The sequence below is a fragment of the Micromonospora okii genome (genome assembly GCF_020884795.1).
GTDB classification, from domain to species: Bacteria; Actinomycetota; Actinomycetes; order Mycobacteriales; family Micromonosporaceae; genus Micromonospora; species Micromonospora okii.
In genome coordinates this window covers 426,593-446,875 of record NZ_BBZF01000013.1, presented here as the reverse complement: position 1 = coordinate 446,875, position 20,283 = coordinate 426,593, and the positions used below count along the sequence as shown (strand labels likewise).

General features: G+C 74.8%; 21 protein-coding genes. 13 read left to right on the top strand and 8 right to left on the bottom strand.

The window, feature by feature from the left end:
* The first annotated feature begins 85 nt into the window (after positions 1–85).
* Positions 86–280, top strand: a complete 195-nt coding sequence (locus tag LPU43_RS05140) for a hypothetical protein (RefSeq protein ID WP_229399047.1) — start codon at positions 86–88, stop codon at positions 278–280.
* Between the two features lie 255 nt (positions 281–535).
* A complete protein-coding gene (locus tag LPU43_RS05135) occupies positions 536–1,084 on the top strand; it encodes a YbaK/EbsC family protein (RefSeq protein WP_229399046.1) in 549 nt (182 codons plus the stop codon).
* A gap of 46 nt (positions 1,085–1,130) precedes the next feature.
* On the opposite strand, the gene LPU43_RS05130 is transcribed toward LPU43_RS05135, so the two are convergent.
* The 3 genes from LPU43_RS05130 to LPU43_RS05120 all read right to left on the bottom strand — a co-directional run bounded on the left by LPU43_RS05130 (position 1,131) and on the right by LPU43_RS05120 (position 2,886).
* On the bottom strand, positions 1,131–1,790 hold the full coding sequence (locus tag LPU43_RS05130) for a DsbA family oxidoreductase (protein WP_373321658.1): 660 nt from the start codon (positions 1,788–1,790) through the stop codon (positions 1,131–1,133).
* 172 nt (positions 1,791–1,962) lie between these two features.
* Positions 1,963–2,391 (bottom strand): SufE family protein, encoded by a 429-nt coding sequence (locus tag LPU43_RS05125; protein ID WP_229399044.1) that lies wholly within the window; start codon positions 2,389–2,391, stop codon positions 1,963–1,965.
* A gap of 69 nt (positions 2,392–2,460) precedes the next feature.
* Positions 2,461–2,886: a CBS domain-containing protein gene (locus LPU43_RS05120; RefSeq protein ID WP_229399043.1), complete on the bottom strand. Its 426-nt coding sequence runs from the start codon at positions 2,884–2,886 to the stop codon at positions 2,461–2,463.
* A 405-nt stretch (positions 2,887–3,291) separates the two neighbouring features.
* On the opposite strand from LPU43_RS05120, the gene LPU43_RS05115 reads away from it, so the two are divergent.
* From LPU43_RS05115 to LPU43_RS05105, 3 genes are all read left to right on the top strand, one after another.
* Positions 3,292–4,059 (top strand): SGNH/GDSL hydrolase family protein, encoded by a 768-nt coding sequence (locus LPU43_RS05115; RefSeq protein WP_229399042.1) that lies wholly within the window; start codon positions 3,292–3,294, stop codon positions 4,057–4,059.
* Complete coding sequence (locus tag LPU43_RS05110; protein ID WP_229399041.1) at positions 4,059–4,505, top strand: imidazolonepropionase-like domain-containing protein; 447 nt, start codon at positions 4,059–4,061, stop codon at positions 4,503–4,505. The genes LPU43_RS05115 and LPU43_RS05110 overlap by 1 nt, the downstream gene beginning before the upstream one ends.
* A gap of 158 nt (positions 4,506–4,663) precedes the next feature.
* On the top strand, positions 4,664–5,566 hold the full coding sequence (locus tag LPU43_RS05105) for a sulfurtransferase (protein WP_229399040.1): 903 nt from the start codon (positions 4,664–4,666) through the stop codon (positions 5,564–5,566).
* 85 nt (positions 5,567–5,651) lie between these two features.
* Here LPU43_RS05105 and LPU43_RS05100 read toward each other — a convergent pair whose 3' ends face one another.
* The gene (locus LPU43_RS05100) at positions 5,652–6,230 is read right to left on the bottom strand and encodes a TetR/AcrR family transcriptional regulator (RefSeq protein ID WP_229399039.1); all 579 of its coding nucleotides are present in this window, start codon (positions 6,228–6,230) and stop codon (positions 5,652–5,654) included.
* Positions 6,231–6,336: 106 nt separating this feature from the next.
* Here LPU43_RS05100 and LPU43_RS05095 point away from each other — a divergent pair, with 106 nt between their 5' ends.
* From LPU43_RS05095 to LPU43_RS05080, 4 genes are all read left to right on the top strand, one after another.
* Entirely contained in the window at positions 6,337–7,533 is a 1,197-nt protein-coding gene (locus LPU43_RS05095) for an FAD-dependent oxidoreductase (protein ID WP_229399038.1), read from the top strand.
* Positions 7,534–7,617: 84 nt separating this feature from the next.
* Positions 7,618–9,405 (top strand): HSP90 family protein, encoded by a 1,788-nt coding sequence (locus LPU43_RS05090; RefSeq protein ID WP_229399037.1) that lies wholly within the window; start codon positions 7,618–7,620, stop codon positions 9,403–9,405.
* 9 nt (positions 9,406–9,414) lie between these two features.
* Positions 9,415–12,231, top strand: coding sequence for a hypothetical protein (locus tag LPU43_RS05085; protein ID WP_229399036.1), 2,817 nt, complete (start codon positions 9,415–9,417; stop codon positions 12,229–12,231).
* A gap of 73 nt (positions 12,232–12,304) precedes the next feature.
* Positions 12,305–12,931: a TetR/AcrR family transcriptional regulator gene (locus tag LPU43_RS05080; protein ID WP_229399035.1), complete on the top strand. Its 627-nt coding sequence runs from the start codon at positions 12,305–12,307 to the stop codon at positions 12,929–12,931.
* A gap of 96 nt (positions 12,932–13,027) precedes the next feature.
* Here LPU43_RS05080 and LPU43_RS05075 read toward each other — a convergent pair whose 3' ends face one another.
* Positions 13,028–13,294 (bottom strand): hypothetical protein, encoded by a 267-nt coding sequence (locus LPU43_RS05075; RefSeq protein ID WP_229399034.1) that lies wholly within the window; start codon positions 13,292–13,294, stop codon positions 13,028–13,030.
* Positions 13,294–13,575, bottom strand: a complete 282-nt coding sequence (locus LPU43_RS05070) for a hypothetical protein (RefSeq protein WP_229399033.1) — start codon at positions 13,573–13,575, stop codon at positions 13,294–13,296. Before LPU43_RS05070 ends, LPU43_RS05075 begins: the two co-directional genes overlap by 1 nt.
* 335 nt (positions 13,576–13,910) lie before the next feature.
* Here LPU43_RS05070 and LPU43_RS05065 point away from each other — a divergent pair, with 335 nt between their 5' ends.
* The 3 genes from LPU43_RS05065 (at position 13,911) to LPU43_RS05055 (ending at position 16,369) form a co-directional block, all read left to right on the top strand.
* Positions 13,911–14,678: a DUF5753 domain-containing protein gene (locus tag LPU43_RS05065; RefSeq protein ID WP_229399032.1), complete on the top strand. Its 768-nt coding sequence runs from the start codon at positions 13,911–13,913 to the stop codon at positions 14,676–14,678.
* The gene (locus LPU43_RS05060) at positions 14,675–14,860 is read left to right on the top strand and encodes a DUF397 domain-containing protein (protein ID WP_229399031.1); all 186 of its coding nucleotides are present in this window, start codon (positions 14,675–14,677) and stop codon (positions 14,858–14,860) included. Before LPU43_RS05065 ends, LPU43_RS05060 begins: the two co-directional genes overlap by 4 nt.
* Positions 14,861–15,031: 171 nt before the next feature.
* The gene (locus LPU43_RS05055; RefSeq protein WP_229399030.1) at positions 15,032–16,369 is read left to right on the top strand and encodes an acetyl-CoA carboxylase biotin carboxylase subunit; all 1,338 of its coding nucleotides are present in this window, start codon (positions 15,032–15,034) and stop codon (positions 16,367–16,369) included.
* 79 nt (positions 16,370–16,448) lie between these two features.
* Here the strand turns inward: LPU43_RS05055 and LPU43_RS05050 are convergent, their stop codons facing one another.
* On the bottom strand, positions 16,449–17,288 hold the full coding sequence (locus LPU43_RS05050) for a hypothetical protein (RefSeq protein WP_229399029.1): 840 nt from the start codon (positions 17,286–17,288) through the stop codon (positions 16,449–16,451).
* 1,035 nt (positions 17,289–18,323) lie between these two features.
* On the opposite strand from LPU43_RS05050, the gene LPU43_RS05045 reads away from it, so the two are divergent.
* Positions 18,324–19,244 carry a hydroxymethylglutaryl-CoA lyase gene (locus LPU43_RS05045; protein WP_229399028.1) on the top strand — a complete coding sequence of 307 codons (921 nt, stop codon included), beginning with the start codon at positions 18,324–18,326 and terminating at the stop codon, positions 19,242–19,244.
* Positions 19,245–19,296: 52 nt separating this feature from the next.
* On the opposite strand, the gene LPU43_RS05040 is transcribed toward LPU43_RS05045, so the two are convergent.
* Positions 19,297–20,280, bottom strand: a complete 984-nt coding sequence (locus LPU43_RS05040; RefSeq protein WP_229399027.1) for an aldo/keto reductase — start codon at positions 20,278–20,280, stop codon at positions 19,297–19,299.
* Positions 20,281–20,283: the final 3 nt, after the last annotated feature.

Sequence of the window (20,283 nt, the reverse complement as noted above, 5' to 3'; positions counted from 1 at the left end):
CCCGGCGAGTTCCCGGCCGACACGTACGGGGGAACCGGCCGGAGATGAGAACTTCCCTCGTTCGTCGGCTGCCTACGGTGACGCCATGCTGGTCCTCGTCGCCACCGTGATCCTCTACGTCTGCGGGTTCGTCTTCCTCTACGGAGTGATCCGGATAGCCGTCCGGCACGCCTTCGAGGACCTGGAGGCCCGCCGGCCGGACCTGCTGCGGGCCCGGGAGGACGCCGCCGCCCAGGATCACGCGTTCGTCCGGGAGAACCCGTTCGTCGCCAACGGCTGACGGTCCTGGCGCGCCAGCCGCCGGCGCTGCCCCGGTCCCGGCTCCCGGTCCGCGGCCTCTGGTCCCTGCTTCCGGCTCCCGGCTTCCGGTCCGTGGCCTCCGGTCCCGGCTCCCGGCTTCCGGCCCGCGGCCTCTGGTCTTGGCTCCTGGCTCCCGGTCCGCGGCCTTCGTCGGGCGGCCGGGCTGCTGGCCTCCGTCGGGCGGCCGGTCTCCGTCGAGCAGCCGGCGGCCCGGGGTGCGAGGATCGCATCCGTGATGGGGACGCTGAAGACCGAGCCCGCCCGGACCCGCCTGGACCTGCTGGCACCCCTGGTGGCCGCCGCGGTCGAGCAATGGCCCGCCGACGCGCCCGTGGACGTCGACGATGTGCTGGTCGCCCCGATCGACGCGGGCCTGGCCGACACCGCCGCGTTCTGCGCCGCGTACGAGGTGGGGCTGGACGTGTCCGCGAACTGCGTCGTCATCGCGGGCAAGCGGGGCGGCGAGGTCCGCTACGCCGCCTGCGTCGTGCTCGCCACCACCCGGGTGGACGTCAACGGGGTGGCCCGCCGGGCGTTGGACGTGCGCAAGGCCAGCTTCGCCCCGATGGCCGAGGCGGTCGAGCTGACCGGCATGGAGTATGGCGGGATCACCCCGATCGGGCTGCCCGAGGAGTGGCCGATCCTGGTCGACGCACGGGTGATCGCCGCCCCGCACGTGATCGTCGGCTCCGGCGTACGGCACAGCAAGATCGCCCTGCCCGGGCCGGCGCTCGGCGCGCTCCCCGGCGCCCGGGTGGTGGAGGACCTGGCCAGGCCAGCCTAGGAACTCAAATGCGTCGATGTTGTTGCACGTGAAACATCGTCGACGGTCAGCTCGTGGCCGACTCCCGGCGCTCCACCTCCGCCAGCGCGGCCAGGAGCGTCTCCGGCTCCTGCGCCCCGGTGACCGCGTACTTTCCGGCCAGCACGAACGTCGGGACGCTGGTCACGCCGAGGCCCCGGGCGGCGGCCAGCTCGGCGGCGACCTCCGCCGTTCCCTCGTCCGAGTGGAGGAAGGCGCGCGCCTCGGCCTCGTCGAGCCCGACCCCGGCGGCGACCTCGGCCAGCGCGTCGCGGGAGCCGACGTCCACGCCGTCCGTGAAGTGGGCCCGGTAGAGCGCCTCCACGGTCTCGGCGGCCCGGCCTCGCTGCGTGGCGTACCGGACGAGCCGGTGCGCGTCGAAGGTGTTGGCGGCGACGGCGCGGTCGAAGTCCAGCCGCAGCCCGGCATCCGCCGCGACCCGGGTCACGTGGTCGAACATCTGCTCGGCCCGCTCCCGGTCGCCGAACTTCGCGGCCAGCGCCTCGACGAGCGGCCGGGGTGTCGGCACCGGCGACGGGTCGAGCTGGAACGGCCGGTAGTGGACCGTCACCTCGCCGTCGTACGCCTCGAGGGCCTCTTCCAACCGACGCTTGCCGACGTAGCACCAGGGGCAGGCGACGTCGGCGTAGATCTCGATCTCCATGCCCCGCGACAACTCCCCGGCCAGCAGTTCTGTTCCCGAACTCCCGCCCGGCCGCTCATTCCCGGCTCGCTGCCCTGCGGATCCGCGCCCGGCTCGCCGCCGGTCGGTCCCGGCCGATGGGTCCGTTCCCGCCTCGGCCCGCCTGCGTCGCAGGGCGTGGCGGCAGCGGCGATCCCGCGACGCCGGGGCCCCGCCCTCAGCCCGCCTGCTCGCGGACCTGGCGCTTGAGTCGGGCCAGGATGGCCGTGCCGCCCCGGACCCGCAGCGGGCTGATCGCCTGGGCCAGCCCCATCCGCTGGTAGAGGTCGTCCGGCACGGCGAGCACGTCGTCCGCGCTCGCCCCGGTCAGCCCCTCGGCGAGGATGCCGGCGAACGCGCGGGTGGTCGGCGCCTCCGGGGGGCAGTCGAACCAGGTCGTCACCGTCCGGTCCGGGTTGACCTCGGCGCGCAGGAAGAACGCCGTCTGGCACTCGGGAACCTGCTCCATGCCCTCGCGCCCGGCCAGTTCCTCGGGCAGCGGTGGGACGGCGTCGGCGTACTCCAGCAGCATCTCCAGCACCACGTCGCGGGGCGCGGCGGCGAACTCGTCGACGATCTCGGCCAGCTTGGTCGGCATGTGGGGCATTCGATCAGGCTACCGCTGTCGAAAGGGGGCCCCTCCTCTACCGGAAGCGTTAGGAAGGGGCCCCTCCTTTCAGACGGTCGGGGCCTTCTCGCTGATGTCGCTGAGGGCCGAGTTCGGGTCGAGCTGCATGGCGAGGTCGCCCAGCGAGACGATGCCGACGAGCTTTCGCTCGCTGTCGCAGACGAGGACGCGCCGGATGCCGCGCTCGCGCATCAGCGCCGCCGCCTCCCCGGCCGTCGAGTGCTGCTCGATCATCACCACCTCCCGGGTGATGATCGAGCCGATGGTGGTGCTGGCCGGGTCGCTGCGTTCGGCCACCGCCCGCACCACGATGTCCCGGTCGGTCAGCATCCCCGCCAGGGTGGCGCCCTCGGTGACCACCACGTCCCCGATGTCCGCCTCCTTCATCACCCTGGCCGCCTCGTCCAGGGTGGTATCCGCGGACAGGTACACCACCTGCTTGGTCATCACTTCGCTGACCCGGTAACCGGTCATGAGAGCCTCCGAATGCACACCTGCGCCGATTCGGGAACCGGTACCCAGCGCGGGCGTCGTTACACCACGTTCGCCCTTTCGGGCAGCCGCTCGGCGAGCCCCTCCAGGCGGCGGTTCGACACGCCCGCCCAGCGGCCCGAGGCCGTGTCGGCGTCATGGCGGTGTCGCGGGGGCCGGGACACCGCGATGTCGCCGACCACGAGTGGACAGTCGCCGACCACGAGTGGAACGGGCCGGCAGACCCGTGGACGCGACGGACCTCCCGCTGCTTGGGATCTGAGACACGTCGCATCGAGCCGGTGCGACCGGCCGGCCGGGCGGTGCCAGACTGTCTGCCGTTAAGAAGGGGCCCCGCTACTACCGTATGCGTTAACAGGGTGCCCTTCCTTACACCTTGGAGGCGGCGTGCGCTGGCGCAGTTTCGTGGCGGTGGGGGACAGCTTCACCGAGGGCATGGACGACGCCTATCCCGACGGGACGTACCGGGGCTGGGCTGATCTCGTGGCCACCCGGCTGGCCGCCGAGGCGGGCCCCGACTTCCGGTACGCGAACCTGGCGATCCGGGGCCGGCTCTTCCCCAACGTCGTGGCCGAGCAGGTGCCGGCCGCGCTCGCGATGAAGCCCGACCTGATCAGCTTCGCGGCCGGCGGCAACGACGTGCTGCGCCGCACCTTCGACCCGGACGCCCTGGTGGCCCGCTTCGACGACGTGGTGCGCGACCTGCGCTCGGGCGGCGCGGACGTGGTGCTGTTCCGGTTCGCCGACGTGATGGCCCGGCTGCCCGGGCAGCGCCTGGTCGCACCCCGGGTCCAGTTGCTCAACCGGACCGTCGGGGAGACCGCCGAGCGGCACGGCGCGATCCTGGTCGACCTGTACGCCGACGACGCCTACCTCAACCCGATGCTGTGGAGCACCGACCGGCTGCACCTGTCGGAGGCCGGGCACCGGCGGGTCGCCGGGCAGGTGCTGAGAGCGCTCGGGGTCGGCTGCGACGAGGACTGGCTGATGGTGCCGCCGCATCCCGCGCCGACGCCGTGGCTGGCCGCCCGCGCCGCCGACGTGCGCTGGGCGGGCCGGCACCTCGCCCCGTGGATCAAGCGACGGCTGACCGGCCGGTCGTCCGGGGACACGGTCACCGCGAAGCGGCCCGCGCTCGGCCCGGTGGCCGACTGATGCTCACCCTGCACACCGCACCGCTGGTGCGGGTCACCCTCGACGGGCCGCCGACCCCCGGCCGGGCCGTACTGGTGGCCGGCGACCGGATCGAGGCCGTCGCGCCGGCCGACGAGCTGCTGGCCGCGTACCCCCTGGTGCGGGCGCGGCGGTGGGCCGGGCTCCTCGGGCCGGCGCTCGCGCACGACGGACCCCTGCCGGCGGCCCCGACCCCGCGCGAGCGGGTGCACGCCCTGTTCCGGTCCGGGGCGACGGTGGTCTCGGCCGGGGCGCTCGCCGACCCCGACCTGCGGGTGGCGGCGGCGCGCGGCGGGGTCACGCTGTTCGACCCGCTCCGGCCGCCCGCCCTGGTCACGGGTGCCCGCGCCGACCTGGCCGTCTTCGCCGACGACGGGAGCTGCCTCGCCACGGTGGTGGCCGGCCGGCTCGTGCACCGCCGCGCCTGACGGGCCGCCGGCCCGGCCCGGGAAGACGGTCGGTCGGGCCGTGGGCCCGCCGCGGAAGGCGGTCGGCCGGGCAGGGGCCCACGCCGGCCCGCACACGGCCGGGCCGGGGCTCGCGACGGCCGCCACGCCGCCGGGGGAACGGGCGTACCTTGGGGCTCATGCCTGTGCCGAGTGATCCGAACCCCCGCCTCCAGTCGTACGCCGACCCGCAGCGGCTCGTCACCACCGAGTGGCTGGCCGAGCACCTGGGCGACGAGGGGCTGGTGGTGGTCGAGTCCGACGAGGACGTGCTGCTCTACGACACCGGGCACATCCCGGGCGCCGTGAAGGTCGACTGGCACACCGAGCTGAACGACCAGGTCACCCGGGACTACCTGGACGCCGAGCGCTTCGCCGAGCTGTGCGCCGCCAAGGGCATCGGCCGCGACGACACCGTCGTCTTCTACGGCGACAACTTCAACTGGTGGGCCGCGTACGCCCTCTGGGTCTTCTCCCTCTTCGGCCACGCCGACGTGCGCCTGCTCGACGGCGGCCGGCAGAAGTGGGTCGCCGAGGGACGGGAGCTGACCCGAGAGAAGGCCGCCCGGCCCCGCGCCGAGTACCCGGTGCCGGTGCGCGACGACGCCCCGCTGCGGGCGTACCGGGAGCAGGTGATGGCGCACGTCGCCGCCGGCCGGCCCCTGGTCGACGTGCGCTCGCCGGGCGAGTACACCGGCGAGATGCTGCACATGCCGGACTACCCGCAGGAGGGGGCGCTGCGCGGCGGGCACATCCCGGGCGCGCTGAGCAAGCCGTGGAAGTCGGCCGCGAACGACGACGGCACCTTCAGGTCGGCCGACGAGCTGCGCGCCATCTACGCCGACCAGCTCGGGCTGAGCCCGTCCGACGACGTGGTGGCGTACTGCCGGATCGGCGAGCGGTCCAGCCACACCTGGTTCGTGCTGCGCCACCTGCTGGGGTATCCGCAGGTGCGCAACTACGACGGCTCGTGGACCGAGTGGGGCAACCTGGTCCGGGCCCCCGTCGTGAAGGGCGACCAGCCGGGCGGCCTCGCCGGCTGACCGTCCGCCGACGCCTCGACGCGCCCTGCCCGGCGCGGGTGCCCGCAGCGCGCGCCGCTGCCCGCAGCGTGCGCCGCGCGGGGCGTCAGCGTGGGGTGGCCGGCTCCCCGCGCAGGTAGCGCTCGACGGTCGGCGCGACCCAGGCGACCAGCTCCGCCGGGTCCGCGTCGGCCACGGGCGGCAGCCGCAGCACGTACCGGGTCAGCGCGAGGCCGAGCATCTGGCTGGCCACCAGCCCCGCCCGCCGGGGCGCCCCGGCGGGGTCGGGGGCGACGCGGGCCACCGCCACGCCGAGCTGGTCGGCGAAGACGTCCCGCATGCGCTCCGCCGCCCCGGCGTTGGTGCTCGCCGCCCGGAGCAGGGCGACCATCGTCTCGTCGCCCTCCCAGCGGTCGAGGAAGTGGCGGACCAGCAGCTCGCCGAGCCGCCCCGCCGGCACCCCGGTCAGCTCCGGCAGGCGCAGGTCGAACTCCGCCGCCGCGGCGAACAACCCCTCCTTGCTGCCGTAGTAGCGCATGACCATCGACGGGTCGATCCGCGCGTCCGCCGCGATGGCGCGGATGGTGGCCCGGTCGTACCCGTCGGCGGCGAAGCGTTCCCGGGCGGCCCGCAGGATGGCGGCGCGGGTGGCGTCGGAGCGTCGGGTGGCAGGCGTCGCGGTCATGTCCACGACTGTAGGCCAACGCTCGTTGACTTCCGCGTCCACGTTCACCTACCGTTGCCAACGGTTGTTGGCAAACGACCGTTGGCATGCCACGGAGGTGGGGACGATGCTGCCCAGGACCACGGACGTACTGGTTGTCGGCGCGGGGCCGGTCGGGCTCGCCACGGCGGTGACGCTCGCCCGCAGGGGCGTCGACGTCACCCTCGTCGACCGGGCCGAGCAGCCCGCCACGACCTCCCGGGCGGGCGTCGTGCACGCGTACACGCTGGAGGTGCTGGACCGCATCGGCGCGGCGACGCCGCTGGTGGCCCGGGGCGTGCGGGCGTCGCGGTTCACCGTGCGCGACCGTGACCGGCCACTGCTCACCGTCCGGTTCGACGCTCTCCCCAGCCGCTTCCCCTACGCGCTGCTGGTGCCGCAGTCCGTCACCGAGGCGGTCCTCGCCGACCTGTTCCGCTCGCACGGCGGCGAGATCCGGCGCGGACACCGGCTCACCGGCCTGACCCGTGACGACACCGGCGCGACCGGCACCCTGGCCGACGGCGCGACGGTCCGTGCCCGCTACGTGGTGGGCGCCGACGGGATGCACAGCAGCGTCCGCGAGCTGGCCGGCATCGGCTTCTCCGGGCCGGACGCCGGGACGGAGTCGTTCGCACTGGCCGACGTCCGGCTCGACGGGCCGGTCCCGCAGGACGAGGTGGTGCTCCACTTCGGCACCGCCGGGATGCTGGCCTGGGCGCCGCTGCCGGGCGGGGTGGTGCGGGTGGTGACCGCCGTCGCCGACGCCCCCGAGCACCCCGACGTGGCGTACGTGCAGCGGCTGCTCGACACGCGCGGCCCGACGGCCGGCACCGCCCGGGTCACCGAGGTGATCTGGGGCTCCCGGTTCCGGGTCCACCACCGGGTGGCCGAGCGGTTCCGCGCCGGCCCGGTGCTGCTCGCCGGGGACGCCGCGCACGTCCACAGTCCCGCCGGCGGGCAGGGTATGAACCTTGGCCTGCGCGACGCCGTCGCCCTCGGCGAGGCGCTCGCGGACGTGCTCGGCGGCGGCCCCGACCGACTCCTCGACCGGTACGCCGAGCAGCGCCGCCCGGTCGCCGAGGACGTGGTCCGCTTCGCCGCCCGGCTGACCCGGGTCGCGACCGTTCCGCCCGGGCGGCGGGCACTGCGCAACGCCCTGCTCCGGGCGGTCTTCGCCGTCCCGGCCGCCCGCCGCCGCCTCGCCCTGCGACTCAGCGGCCTGAGCGAGCGCGCCCACCCGGACGGCCCACCCGCCCCGGCGGAGCACCCCGGCCACGGGTAGGACCCGGGTTCGCGCCGACGGGGGCAGCCGGGCGTCGGTGACCACCGGTACGGTGGGCGCCGGCATCGGACCGGGGAGCACAGCGTGGACCACACCTTCCAGGTCGACCTCCGGGGCGTGGTCGACCTGCTCAGTCATCACCTCTACGGCAGCCCGCGGGTGTACGTCCGCGAGCTGATGCAGAACGCGGTGGACGCGATCACCGCCCGCCGGGCGACGGAACCCGACGCCCCGGCACTGGTCCGCATCGAGCCGCCGGAGCTGACCGGCGACGGCACGCTGCGGGTGCACGACACCGGCATCGGCCTGACCGAGGCGCAGGTGCACGAGCTGCTGGCCACCATCGGCCGCAGCTCCAAGCGCGACGAGCTGGGCTTCTCCCGGCACGAGTTCCTCGGCCAGTTCGGCATCGGGCTGCTCTCCTGCTTCCTCGTCGCCGACGAGATCCGGGTGGTCACCCGGCACGCCGACCAGCCCACGGTGCTCTGGACCGGCCACTCCGACGGCCGGTACGCCGTCGAGACCGCCCCCGCCGGCCGGCAGCGCCCGGAGCCGGGGACCACGGTGACCCTGGTCCCGCGCCGCGACGCCGACCAGTGGTTCGCCACCGCCACCGTCACCGACCTGGCCCGGCTCTACGGCGCGCTGCTGCCGGTGACCGTCCGGGTCGGCGACGTGGTCACCACCGCCGGGGGCCCGCCGTGGCCGACCACGCCAGGCACGCCCCCCGACCGGCCGGCCCTGATCCGGTACGCCCGCGAACTCCTCGGCGTCACACCGTTCGACGTGGTGCCGCTCTCGGTGCCGGAGGCGGGCCTCACCGGGGTCGCGTTCATCCTGCCGGCCCCGGTGAACCCGGCGGCCCGCGCCGGTCACCGGGTCTACCTCAAGCGGATGCTGCTCACCGAGCACGCCGACGGCCTGCTGCCCGAGTGGGCGTTCTTCGCGCACTGCGTGGTCGACGCCGGCGAGCTGCGGCCCACCGCCAGCCGCGAGGCGCTCTACGAGGACGCCCTGCTCACCGCCACCCGCGAGGCCCTCGGCGAGCAGGTGCGCGGCTGGCTGGTCCGGCTGGCCCGGCACGACCCGCGCCGGCTCGCCGAGTTCCTCCAGGTGCACCACCTCGGGGTCAAGGCGCTCGCCCTGCACGACGACGAGATGCTCCGGCTGGTCGACCAGTGGTGGCCGATGGAGACCAACGTCGGCGCGCTCACCCTGGCCGAGTTCCGGCAGCGCCACGGCCTCGTCCGGTACGCGGCCAGCCTCGACGAGTTCCGCCAGCTCGCCGCCGTCGCCGCCGCGCAGGACCTCGCGGTGGTCAACGCCGGCTACACGTACGACGCCCAGATCGTCGAGCGGCTGCCGGCGGCGGACCCGTCGACGCTCATCGAGCGGCTGGAGCCCAGCGACCTCACCACCCGCTTCGACGCCCTCGACCCGAAGGTCGAGCTGGCCCTGCGGCCGTTCCTCGCCGCCGCGCAGCGGGCCCTGGAACGGCTCGGCTGCGAGGTGGTGATCCGGGGGTACGACCCGGTGTCGCTGCCCGCCCTCTACCTGGTCAGCCGGTCGGCGTCGTTCAACGACGAGCTCGCCGCGAGCCGGGACGCCGCCGACGAGCTGTGGGGCGGGGTGCTCGACGCCCTCGCCGCGTCGGCCCCGCCGGACCGCCCGCAGCTCGTGCTCAACCACCGCAACCCGCTGGTCCGCCGGGTCACCACGCTCGACGACCCGGAGCTGGTCCGCCTCTCCGTCGAGGCGCTGTACGGGCAGGCCCTCCTGCTCGGGCACCACCCCATCCGCGCGGCCGACGCCGCGCTGCTGAACAGTTCCTTCCTCGGCCTGCTCGGCCGGGCCGTACCGGGACGGGAGTGAGTCGGGAAGATGAGCGACGACGAGCTGTGGCGGATGCTGCGGGAGATCACCGGCATGCCGTACGGCGCCGGCCGCACCGCCGCCCTGGAGCAGTTGCTGCGCCGGACCGACGCCGGAGCGGACCGCCACCTGGCCTTCGCCGCCCGGATGGAGGCCACCACCGGGTACGTCCACGGCGGCGAGCCGGGCAAGTCCTTCGTCACCTTCTCCCGCTGCCTCGCCGAGTTCGACCAGGACCCGCAGCCCTACCACCAGCCCTACGCCGGGCAGCTCCTCTGGCAGTTCAAGTACATGGTCAACGCCCTGCTGAAGTTCCCCGAGCTGCCGCTGGACCGCACCTACGCGGTCCTCGACGACATGGAGCGCCGGTACCGGGAGGCCGGGCACAGCCTCCAGGCCGTGTACAAGCACCGCTACCTGGTCGCAGACCACCTGGGCGACGCCGAGGCCGCCGAGCGGTGGTACCGGCAGTGGCTGACCGCCCCGCGCGACGACCTGTCGGACTGCGCCGGCTGCGACCCCACCACCCAGGTCGCGTACCTCGCCCACGTCGGCCGGCACGAGGAGGCGGTGGCGCTGGCCGAGCCGGTCCTCGCCGGCAGGCTGAGCTGCACGGAACAGCCGCAGGCGATCCTCACCGCGCTGCTGGTGCCGTACCTGCGCAGCGGGCGGCACGAGGCGGCGCGGGACGCGCACCGGGAGGCGTACCGGCGACTGCGGGGCAACCTGGCGGACCTGTGGGACATCGGCGACCACGTCGAGTTCTGCACGCTGACCGGCAACGTGGCCCGGGCCGTGGAGATCGTCGAGCGGCACCTGGACTGGCTCGACCGGGCCCCCACGCCGGCCGCCGCGATGCACTTCGCGGCGACCGCCGCCGCCGCGCTGCGCCGGGCCGGCGACGTCACCGTGCACCGGCGGGCGGCCGGCGACCGGCCGGCGGGCGAGGTGTCCGCCGCCGCGCTGGCCGACGAGCTGACCGGCACGGCGACCGCGCTGGCGGCCCGCTTCGACGAGCGCAACGGCACCACCCACCAGTCGGAGTGGATCGCCCGGCGGCTGGCCACCCAGCCCACCGGGGAGCACCTGCCGCTCTCGGCCAGCCTGCGCCGCCCGGCCCGGCCCGCGCCGCCGCCGGAGGTCCCCGCCGAGGAGGTGACCGTTCCGGCCGAGGCCGACGCCGACGAGCTGCTCGACCTGGCGGACGAGACCTGGCGCAGCCATCGCCGGCCCGCGTTCCTCGCCGCGCTGGCCGCCTACGACGAGCGGTACGGCACGGCCGACGTCCCGCCCCGCACGGCGGCCCGCCGGCTGGAGCTGCGCGCCGGCGAGCTGACCGACGACGACGGCCGGCGGGAGGCGAACCGGGCGGCGCTGGCCGCGTACCGGGAGCTGGGCGACCCGGTGCGGGCGCAGGTCGTCGCCGGCCGGCTGGGGGTGGCGCTCTGCGCGACCGGGGAGAGCGACGAGGGGCTGGCGCTGGTCCGGGAGGCCGCCGACTTCCTCGCCGCCCACGGCGACGCCCGGGAGCGGGCCGCCGCCCACGACCGGCTCGCCCTGGCACTGGCGCACCTGGGCCGCTGGGAGGAGGCGCTCGCCGCCGCCGACCGGGCCGCCGCCGAGGCCGACGTCGACCCGTGGCTGGCCGCTCGGTCGGCGCTGCACCGCGCGCACGTGCTGGAGGAGCTGGAGCGGCCGGAGGAGTTCCGGGCGGCGGCCGGACACGCCCGCCGGCTCGCCCGGGAGGTGGGCGTGGGCGAGCTGGTCGCCGCCGCGAACCTGGCGTGCGCGCGGGCGACCGACGACCCGGCCGGGCGGGTGGCCGCATGCGACGAGGCGCTGGGCGTCGCCCCGGCGGAGGCCCTGCTGCCGGTGCGGGTGTTCCGGGCCCGCGCGCTGATGACGGCGGACCGGGCGGCCGAGGCGGTGGAGGACTTCGCCGAGGCGGTCACGCTCTGCGTCGAGCAGGGGGCCGAGGGGGACGCCTTCCTGCGCTGGGAACTGGCGAACGCGTACCGGGTCGCGGGGCGGCCGGCCGAGGCCGCCGAGGTGGCCGAGGAGGCGGTGCTCGGGCTGGACCGCCTCGGGGCGCAGGCCGAGGCGGACGGGTGCCGGCACCTGCTGGCGGGGATCTACGTCGACCTCGGCGAGCTGGACCCGGCGCTCGCCCTGCTGGACCAGCTCGCCCGCAACCTCGACGGGCCGGACAACCTGCCGCACCGGGCGCAGGTGCTGGAGGAGGCCGGCGGGCTGCTCTACGACGCCGACCGGGACGCGCTGGCCGCGCAGCGGTTCGCCGAGGCGGCGACGGCGTACCGGCTGGCCGGGGCGCGGGTCGACGAGCTGCGCGCCCGACGCCGGGAGGCCGACTCCCTGCACTGGTCTGGCGACGTGGCGGCGGCGGTCCGCGCGGTCGGGGTGGTGGACTCGCTCGCCGCCGCGCTGACGGGCGCCCCGGAGGAGCCGCCCGTGGTGACGTACGAGGTGGCGCTCGCGGCCGAGGTCGCGGCCCGGGTGCTGGCCGGCGACGACCGCCCGGACGAGGGGCTGGAGCGGCTGGCTGGGGTGCCGGGCCGGCTCCGGTCGATCGAGGCGTTCGGCGAGGCCGCCCGGGTGGAGCTGCTCGGCGGGGAGTTGCTGGCGCGCGCGGGGCGGCCCGGCGAGGCCGAGCCGGTGCTGCGGGAGGTGCTCGGCGGCCTGCCGTCGGGTTCCCGGCCGGCGGCCCAGGCCGCCTGGCTGCTGGCCCGGGTGCTGGACGAGCTGGGCCGCCCGGACGAGGCGGCGGCGGTCCGGGCGGAGCACGGCCTCCCCACCGAGGAGGAGTGACCGGCGAGGCGGCCGGTGCTGCTCAGGGAGACCGTGGCAACGCCCCGTGACCGGGCGGGTCTACGCTTGCCCGGTGACGGTGGGACAACGGGCACGGGGATCGGCGGGCGGCGTGGCGGGCACGGGTCGGCGGCGGTCCCGGCGGGACGAGATCCTGGAGATCGCGGTCGGCCTCTTCGCCGCGCGCGGCTACCACGGGGTGTCGATGGACGACATCGGCGCCGCGGCCGGCGTCACCGGCCCCGCCCTCTACCACCACTTCGCCGGCAAGGAGGCCATGCTGGCCGCCGCGCTGATCCCGGTCAGCGAGGGGCTGCTGGAGGGCGGGCGCGAGCGCGCCGCCGGCCACCCGGACGACCCGCGCGGCGTGCTGGAGTCGCTGATCGACTTCCACGTCGAGTTCGCGCTGGCCAACCCGGCCGTGATCGCCCTGCACCTGCACGAGCTGGACCGCCTGCCCGACGAGCCGCGCCGCCGCATCCGCAAGCTCCAGCGGCTCTACGTGGAGGAGTGGGTGACGGTGCTGACCGCGCTGCACCCGGGCCTGCCCGACGGCGAGGCACGGGTGCTGGCGCACGCCGCGTTCGGCCTGATGAACTCGACGCCGTTCCTCGGCGGCGAGGTGGACCGGCGGCGTCGGGCCGCGCTGCTGCGCGCCGCCACCCTGGCCGCCCTGCTGGCACCGACCGACCCGGCCTGAGCCCGCCGCCCGGAAGCGCGAATCCTGGGCAGTTTTGTTCACCTTGACGACGACGGCCCAAGGTCCGGGCGCGGTGCAGTCGACGGGGGCGGGCGGTCAGTGGTGTTCGGTGCGGCGTGGCCGGCGTGTCGGGGAAAGCCAGCCGAGGAACCGGGCGTGCAGCGCGGTCGGGTCGGGACGGCCGCCCAGCCGGTAGGTGTCGTCCAGGGCGTCGCGCATCATGGTGGCCAGGTAGAACGCGAGCGCGACGGTGTGACCGTGGAACTCGGTGGACAGGTCGAGCCGCGCCGCCGGGCAGGGCCACGGGGCGGCGCAGATTCGGCAGAGCCAGGCGGGGCGCATCGGCAGGTGCGGGCGGAGCATCAGGGCACCCGGTTGGGGCGGTTCGTGCCCCGGGCCGGCGCGGCCTGCCGCAGGGGCAGGCGGAGTGGGCGTGACCCTTCGCGCCGCACGAACAGTTCGCGCTTCGCGACGGCATCGCCTGCCGCGTCCAGCTCGTATGCCTCGATCCACGTCCAGCCGTAGTAGGTGTGCCTGTCCTTCATCTCGCGGATGACCCGCACGATGATCGGCTTGACGAACTGCGGGCTCGCGGCACGGGTCAGGTGCAGTAGGTCGCCCGTCTGGAACGGTCGGGCGGTCATTGCTGTCCCCCGGGGGCCCGTGCGTCACCCGCGGCGAGTTCGGTGGTTCGCAGGCCCGGACGCGCGAGGTGCTGGCGACGGTGGTTGTCAGCGCGGTGCCGTCCTTCTCGGCTTGGCATGGTTGTCCCCCTTTCCGTGGCGACTGGAGAGGGGGCCGCCCGCGCTTCGTGCGCAGGACCGACCGGGCGGCCCCCTCGACGAGCACGGGCCGGGGCGTACCTTCCCCAGCCGACCCGCGCCGTCCTGAAAACCAACCTGCCGCATCGTGATGGGACGCAGACACAGCGTTAGGGTAGGACTTCGGGGCGTTCGGGACGTCAATGCAGGAGGACGCGGTGAATCACGGACTCATAGCGGCCATGGCTCAGGCTGGCGAAACTGCGGAGAGCCTCGCCGCTCAGGTGGGGGTGGATCCAAAGACCGCTCAGCGATGGGTGAGCCTGGGGCGTATACCGAGACCCCAACGCCGCTCGCAGCTCGCAGCGATCCTCAGGCGGGACGTAGAGGACCTTTGGCCGGACGTTCTGAAGCGACGTGAGCCGGCGTGGTTCCGGCCGTGGGTGGAGATCGAGCGCGAGGCCGTCGCGCTGCGCGGATTCGAGCTTGCGTGGGTGCCGGGACTCCTGCAGACCGAGGCGTATGCGCGGGCGACGGTCGAGGGTGAGGGCCTGTCGCCATCCGAGGTCGATGAGTTGGCGGCGACGCGGCTCGCCCGGCAGGCGATCCTGCGACGGCACGGGGGGCCGCTCTACGTCGCCGTCGTCGACGAGGGCGTCCTGCGCCGCGCCCGCCCCGGCGACCGCGCGTTGATGGCGGCGCAGACGCAACATCTGGTGGAGTGCGCGCAGCTTCCCTCGGTGCAGATTCACATCGTGCCGGCGTCCGCCGGGATGTACCCGGGCTTCGGCGGCCCGTTCACGCTTGCCGAGTTGCCTGGCGGGGCGCGCGTGGCGTATGTGGACAGTCAGGCGCAGGCGCAGATCCTGGAGCAAGGGGCGGATCTTGTTACCCTGGAGCGACGGTGGGAGCGCATCCGAGGCGAGGCCCTGTCTCGGTCGCAGTCCCTGGACCTTCTGCGGGAAGCGGCGGCAGCATGGACATGAGCGGCGCGCAGTGGCGCAAGTCAACGAAGAGCGGCAACAACCAGGGCAACTGCGTCGAGGTCGCTGACAATCTGCCCGGCGTCGTCCTCGTCCGTGACACGAAGGACCGCGACGGCGGAACCCTCTCCTTCTCGCCGGCCGCGTGGCGTGGCTTCCTCGACCTCGCGAAGACCGTCGGCTGACCGCACGCGCCCCGCAAGAACTTCCATCCCGCAGGCCCTCGGCATACGCCGGGGGCCTCGGCCCGACACGGGCGCGCTGGCGGCTGCGGCTTGGCGGCCGACTCGTGGATGGCGGGTCATTCGTGGTTTCCTTGCCTCCGTCCCACCTTTTGGACGCCGCTGGAGGAGAGCATGATCGATTCGCTGCTGGTCGCCAACCGGGGCGAGATCGCCCGCCGGATCATCCGCACCGCACGGCGGCTCGGGATCCGCGCGATCGCCGTGCACTCGGAGGCCGACGCTGGCCTGCCGTTCGTGACCGAGGCCGACGAGGCGATCTGCGTCGGGCCGGCGAACCCGGCCGAGAGCTACCGCAACGTTGACGCCGTCCTCGCCGCCGCCAAGTCGACCGGCGCGCAGGCGATCCACCCCGGGTACGGCTTCCTGTCGGAGAACGCCGAGTTCGCCCGTACCGTGGAGGAGGCCGGCCTGATCTGGGTCGGGCCCGGCGCGGAGGCCATCACCGCGATGGGCGACAAGATCAACGCCCGGAACCTGATGGCGGCGGCCGGCGTGCCGGTCGCGCCCGGCACCACCGAGCCGGCCGCCGACCTGGCCGCGGCGCTCGCCGCCGCCGGCGGGATCGGCTACCCGGTGATGGTCAAGGCCGCAGCCGGCGGCGGGGGCATGGGCATGGCCGTGGCCGCCGACGAGGCCGCTTTGCGCACCGAGTACGACAAGGTGCGCGCGTTCGCCGAGCGGATGTTCGGCGACGGCTCGGTGCTGATCGAGCGGTACTTCCCCCGGGTGCGCCACGTCGAGGTGCAGATCCTCGGCCTGGCCGACGGCCGGGTGGTGGCGCTCGGCGAGCGGGAGTGCTCGGTGCAGCGGCGCAACCAGAAGCTCGTCGAGGAGTCGCCGTCCCCGGCGGTCTCCCCGGAGCTGCGCGAGCGCCTCCTCGGCGCGGCCGTGCGCGCGGGCGAGGCGGTCGGCTACCGCAACGCGGGCACGGTCGAGTGCCTGCTCGACGTGGCGACGGGTGAGTTCTTCTTCCTGGAGATGAACACCCGGCTCCAGGTCGAGCACCCGGTCACCGAGTGCGTCTACGGCGTCGACCTGGTCGAGGAGCAGCTCCGGGTGGCCGCCGGCCTCGCCCCGACGTTCGACCCGGACGCGCTGACGCCGCGCGGGCACGCCATCGAGCTGCGGATCAACGCCGAGGACCCGAAGCGCTTCCTGCCCGGCCCGGGGACGATCACCACCTGGAACGAGCCGGCCGGCGAGGGCGTCCGGGTCGACTCGGGCTACGTCGACGGCAACCCGGTCACCCCGTTCTACGACAGCCTGATGGCGAAGCTGATCGTCAGCGGCAGGGACCGGGCGGAGGCCCTGGACCGGGCCCGCGCGGCGGTGGCGGCCTTCGAGGTGGCCGGCCCGAAGTGCAACCTCCCGTTCTTCGCCGAGCTGCTGGAGAACGAGGAGTTCCGCTCCGGCGACTACGACACCGGCATCGTCGGCCGGATGCGCTGACGTTCCGACCGGGAGTCGCGGCCGGGGCCGCCGCCCCGACAGGGGGTTCGCGGCTCGCCCGCCGACGCGAACCCCCTGGTCAGGCCCGGGGCACGCCGCCGGGGAGGTGCGTGCGCGCGTCCAGCCGGTAGGTCGGGGCCCGGGTGCCCGGGTCGAGCCAGACCTGGTCCAGCCGGGGCATCCGGGAAGCGGGGGCGGCGGCGAACCGGCCCGGGTTCCGTCCCACGCGGGGAGGCCCGCCGTGGGCCGAGGAGTCCCGTTGCCGGGGCATGTCCTTCGGGAGGGGGCCCTCACCGAGCGGCCGGTGCCGTGAGGGCCCCTGACCGGCCTGCCGGCCGGGCGCGCGTAGCTGCGCGCGCAGCCGGTCGGCCTCGGCGCGGGTGGCGGCCAGCTCCCGCTCCAACGCGGCGATCCGCTGCCGCGCCCGGCGATAGAGGGCATCGTCGACGGCCCCCGGGCGGTTGCCGACGCCGCCCTCGGTCGTTCCGCCGTCCCCGGTCGTTCCGTCGGCGTGCGAGGGGGGCTTCTCCAGCCGGGCCGCCTCGTACAGCAGCCCGAGGCGGCGCAGCGTCGCGGCGCGGTCGGGCTCCGGCACGGTGTGCTTCACGACCAGCTCCACCGTCTGCCACGGGGGGCCCTTCGACTCGGTGGTGAAGTGCCGGGACAGCCTCTTGCGCCAGTTTTTCCGGTCGCGCGCGGCCCGACCCCGGCAGATCCGCTGGGCCAACCTGCTCCACGTGTCGACCGGCCCGATCTCCGGGCACTGCTCGACGAGGTCGCGGACCGCCAGGGCGTAGTCGGCGACGGCCGCCGAGCCGTACTCCTTCTCGTAGTCGGCGGCCAGCGTCTCTCGGGGGACGAGCCGGTGCCGCTGGTGCTGTTCCCTCGCCGGGAAAGGCGAGGTTCGATTCGATGTCATCGTTCCTTCCAGGATCGGGGGCGGTCACAGGTCCTTCCAAGAGCTCCATGACGCGGAACAGTATTTGTACCCCCTCTGATCAACCCTGGACGGACTTTCCCTGCGCCGGTGGACGGTTTCTGGCCGGGTGCTTGTCCGGGTTGGACGGTCCTATTCCTCGTGGCCGCCCCGCCTCGATCCCTTTTCGGCTCCGGGCCGCGTCGCGCGGGCGTGGGCCGTCCACTCTGGCCGGCCACCCGGGCGGCTACCCGGCCAGAACGGCGCGCGCCCGGCCGGTCCGCGTCGTTGTTCCCGGCGCGTAACCGACACGGGGGCGGGCGATCGGTGCTTCCCATTGTCGGTGCGTGCAATCGGCCGGTGGAAATTCCACCGCTGCATCTTGCCGCACTGGTGGGTGGAAATGACAAGAGGAAGACAGATCGACGGCGCCCGGCGCCGGGCCGCGCGTCCCGGGGCGGCCCGGGGACTCCGGGCGGTGTCGGCGGGCGTCGACGGGGCGGCGGCCCTGGCCGTGCTCCTGGGCCGAGAGGACGCCGCCGCGTGCGCCGGCGTCCTCTCGGCGGCGCTCCGGAGCGCTGCGGAGCTCTTGGAAGGACCGTCGCAGCCCTGATCCCCGGAGGCGGTGGCGAGGTGTCGGGTCGGTGCCCGGCGCCTCGCCGCTGCGGCCCGCCCTGGCGGTTGGGCCGTCCTCAACGCAACGATCCGGCGGGACTCCCGATCGGCACGGCAGGGTGGTTCCGACCGTACGGACTCCCGGTGCGACCAACGTGCTTCCGCAGTCGGCCGGAAGGGCCACTGCGGCGAAAGGCGGACGCACAGCAGGTCCGATCCCCTGGTCGCGCGGCCGGGTAGGGGCCGCCGGGCCTCGGCCCTCGGCGCGCCCGGCCTCGCCGCTCGGCCCGGCCCTGGCGGGTCGCCCCGGGGTTCTGGTTCCCTGGGGGGACCACCGGCCGTCCGGCGTCGCACGCGGGCCGCCCCCACGAGGGGCGGCGGCGCGGCGGTACCCGGGCGGCCCGACGTCACAGCGAGGTGACCATGAGCCAGATGCCAGCGGCGGTCTCGATCCGGGAGGTCGGGCCCCGCGACGGGCTCCAGAACGAGGAGCCGATCCCGACCGACGCCAAGGTGCGGCTGATCGACGCCCTCTCCGGCACGGGGGTCGGCCGGATCGAGGCCGTGTCGTTCGTGCACCCCAGGGCCATCCCGCAGATGGCCGACGCCGACGAGGTGTGGCGGCGGGCCGCGAAGGCCCCCGGGGTGCGCTACTCGGCGCTGGTGCCGAACACCCGGGGCGCGCAGCGCGCCCTGGCGGCCGGGTTCACCGAGATCGAGGTGGTGGTCTCGGCCAGCGACACGCACAACCGGCGCAACGTCAACCGGTCGACCGCCGAGTCGCTCGACGACATCGCCGAGCTGATCGACCTGCTGCACGGCGCCGGCGCGACCGCCGAGGTGATCGTGGCGACCAGCTTCGGCTGCCCGTACGAGGGGGACGTCGACCCTGCGCGGGTCGCCGGCATCGTCGACCGGGTGGTCCGCGACGGCGCGGACCGGGTCGCGTTCGGCGACACCACGGGCATGGGCACGCCCCGCCGGGTCCGCGAGCTGGTCGGCGCGGTACGCGACCGCAACGCGCACGTCCCCGTGCTGCTGCACTTCCACAACACCCGGGGCGCGGCGCTGGCCAACCTGCTGACCGCGCTGGAGCTGGGGGTGACCGAGTTCGACGCCAGCGTCGGCGGCCTCGGCGGCTGCCCGTACGCGCCGGGGGCCAGCGGCAACCTGGCCACCGAGGAGGCGGTGCACATGCTGCACGACATGGGCATCGACACCGGCATCGACCTGGCGGCCCTCGTCGAGGCGGCGGAGCTGGCCGAGCACCTGCTCGGCAAGAAGCTCCCCTCCGGCGTCCTGCGGGCGGGCCCGCGCACCCGGCTGACGCCGCTGCCGGCCTGACGGTTCGGGAAGCGGTGGAGGGGCCGGCGGCGTGCCGGCCCCTCCACCGTCGCTACTGCGACCACCAGGTCGGCTGCCGCGACCAGCGGTGCCGACGCAGGGCCGCCAGCACGCCCGGGTCGAGCGGCTGCCCGTCGCTCACGGCGGTGTTGGCCTCGACGTGCGGAACCCGACGCATCCCGGGGATGGTGGTGCAGACCCTCGGGTCCGCCAGGACGAAGCGCAGCGCCGCCTCCGGCATCGACATCCCGGCGGGCAGGTCCGCGCGCAGCGCCTCCGCCCTGGCCACGCTCGCGGCAAGGTTCTCCGGCACGAAGTACGAGTTCCGCCAGTCGCCCTCCGGCCAGGTCGAGTCGAGGGTCAGCGTGCCGGTGAGGGTGCCCTCGTCGAAGGGGACCCGGGCGATGACCGCGACGTCGTGCTCCACCGCCGCCGGGAACAACTCGTCCTCCGGATCCTGGTCGAAGATGTTGTAGATGACCTGGACGGCGTCGACGAGACCGGTCCCGACCGCCCGTACGCCGTTCCACGGCTCCCAGCGGTTGACCGAGATGCCGATCCCGCCGATCAGGCCCTGGTCACGCAGCCCGGTGAGCGTCCGCTGCCAGCGCGGGTCGTCCGCCCACGAGTCCTCCCAGACGTGCAACTGGAGCAGGTCGATCGACTCCAGGCCCAGGTTGTCGAGGCTCCTGTGGACGTACTCCTCGATGTGGTCGGGCGGGAAGACGTCGTCCAGGGCCGACGCGCGGGTCGACGGCCAGCGCAGGTCCTTGGGCGGCACCTTGGTGGCCACGTGCAGCCGGGTGCCCGGGTTGGCCCGGACCAGCTCGCCCAACAGCCGCTCGCTGTGCCCGCGACCGTAGATCCAGGCCGTGTCGAAGAGGTTGCAGCCGAGGTCGACGGCCCGCTGGAGGGCGGCGAACTTCTCGTCCTCGTCGACGCCGGTCCAGCCGTGGAGGCCACCGCCGACCCCCCACATGCCGTACGAGACCTCGCTGATCTGCCAGCCCAACCGGCCGAACCTGCGGTAGCGCATGGG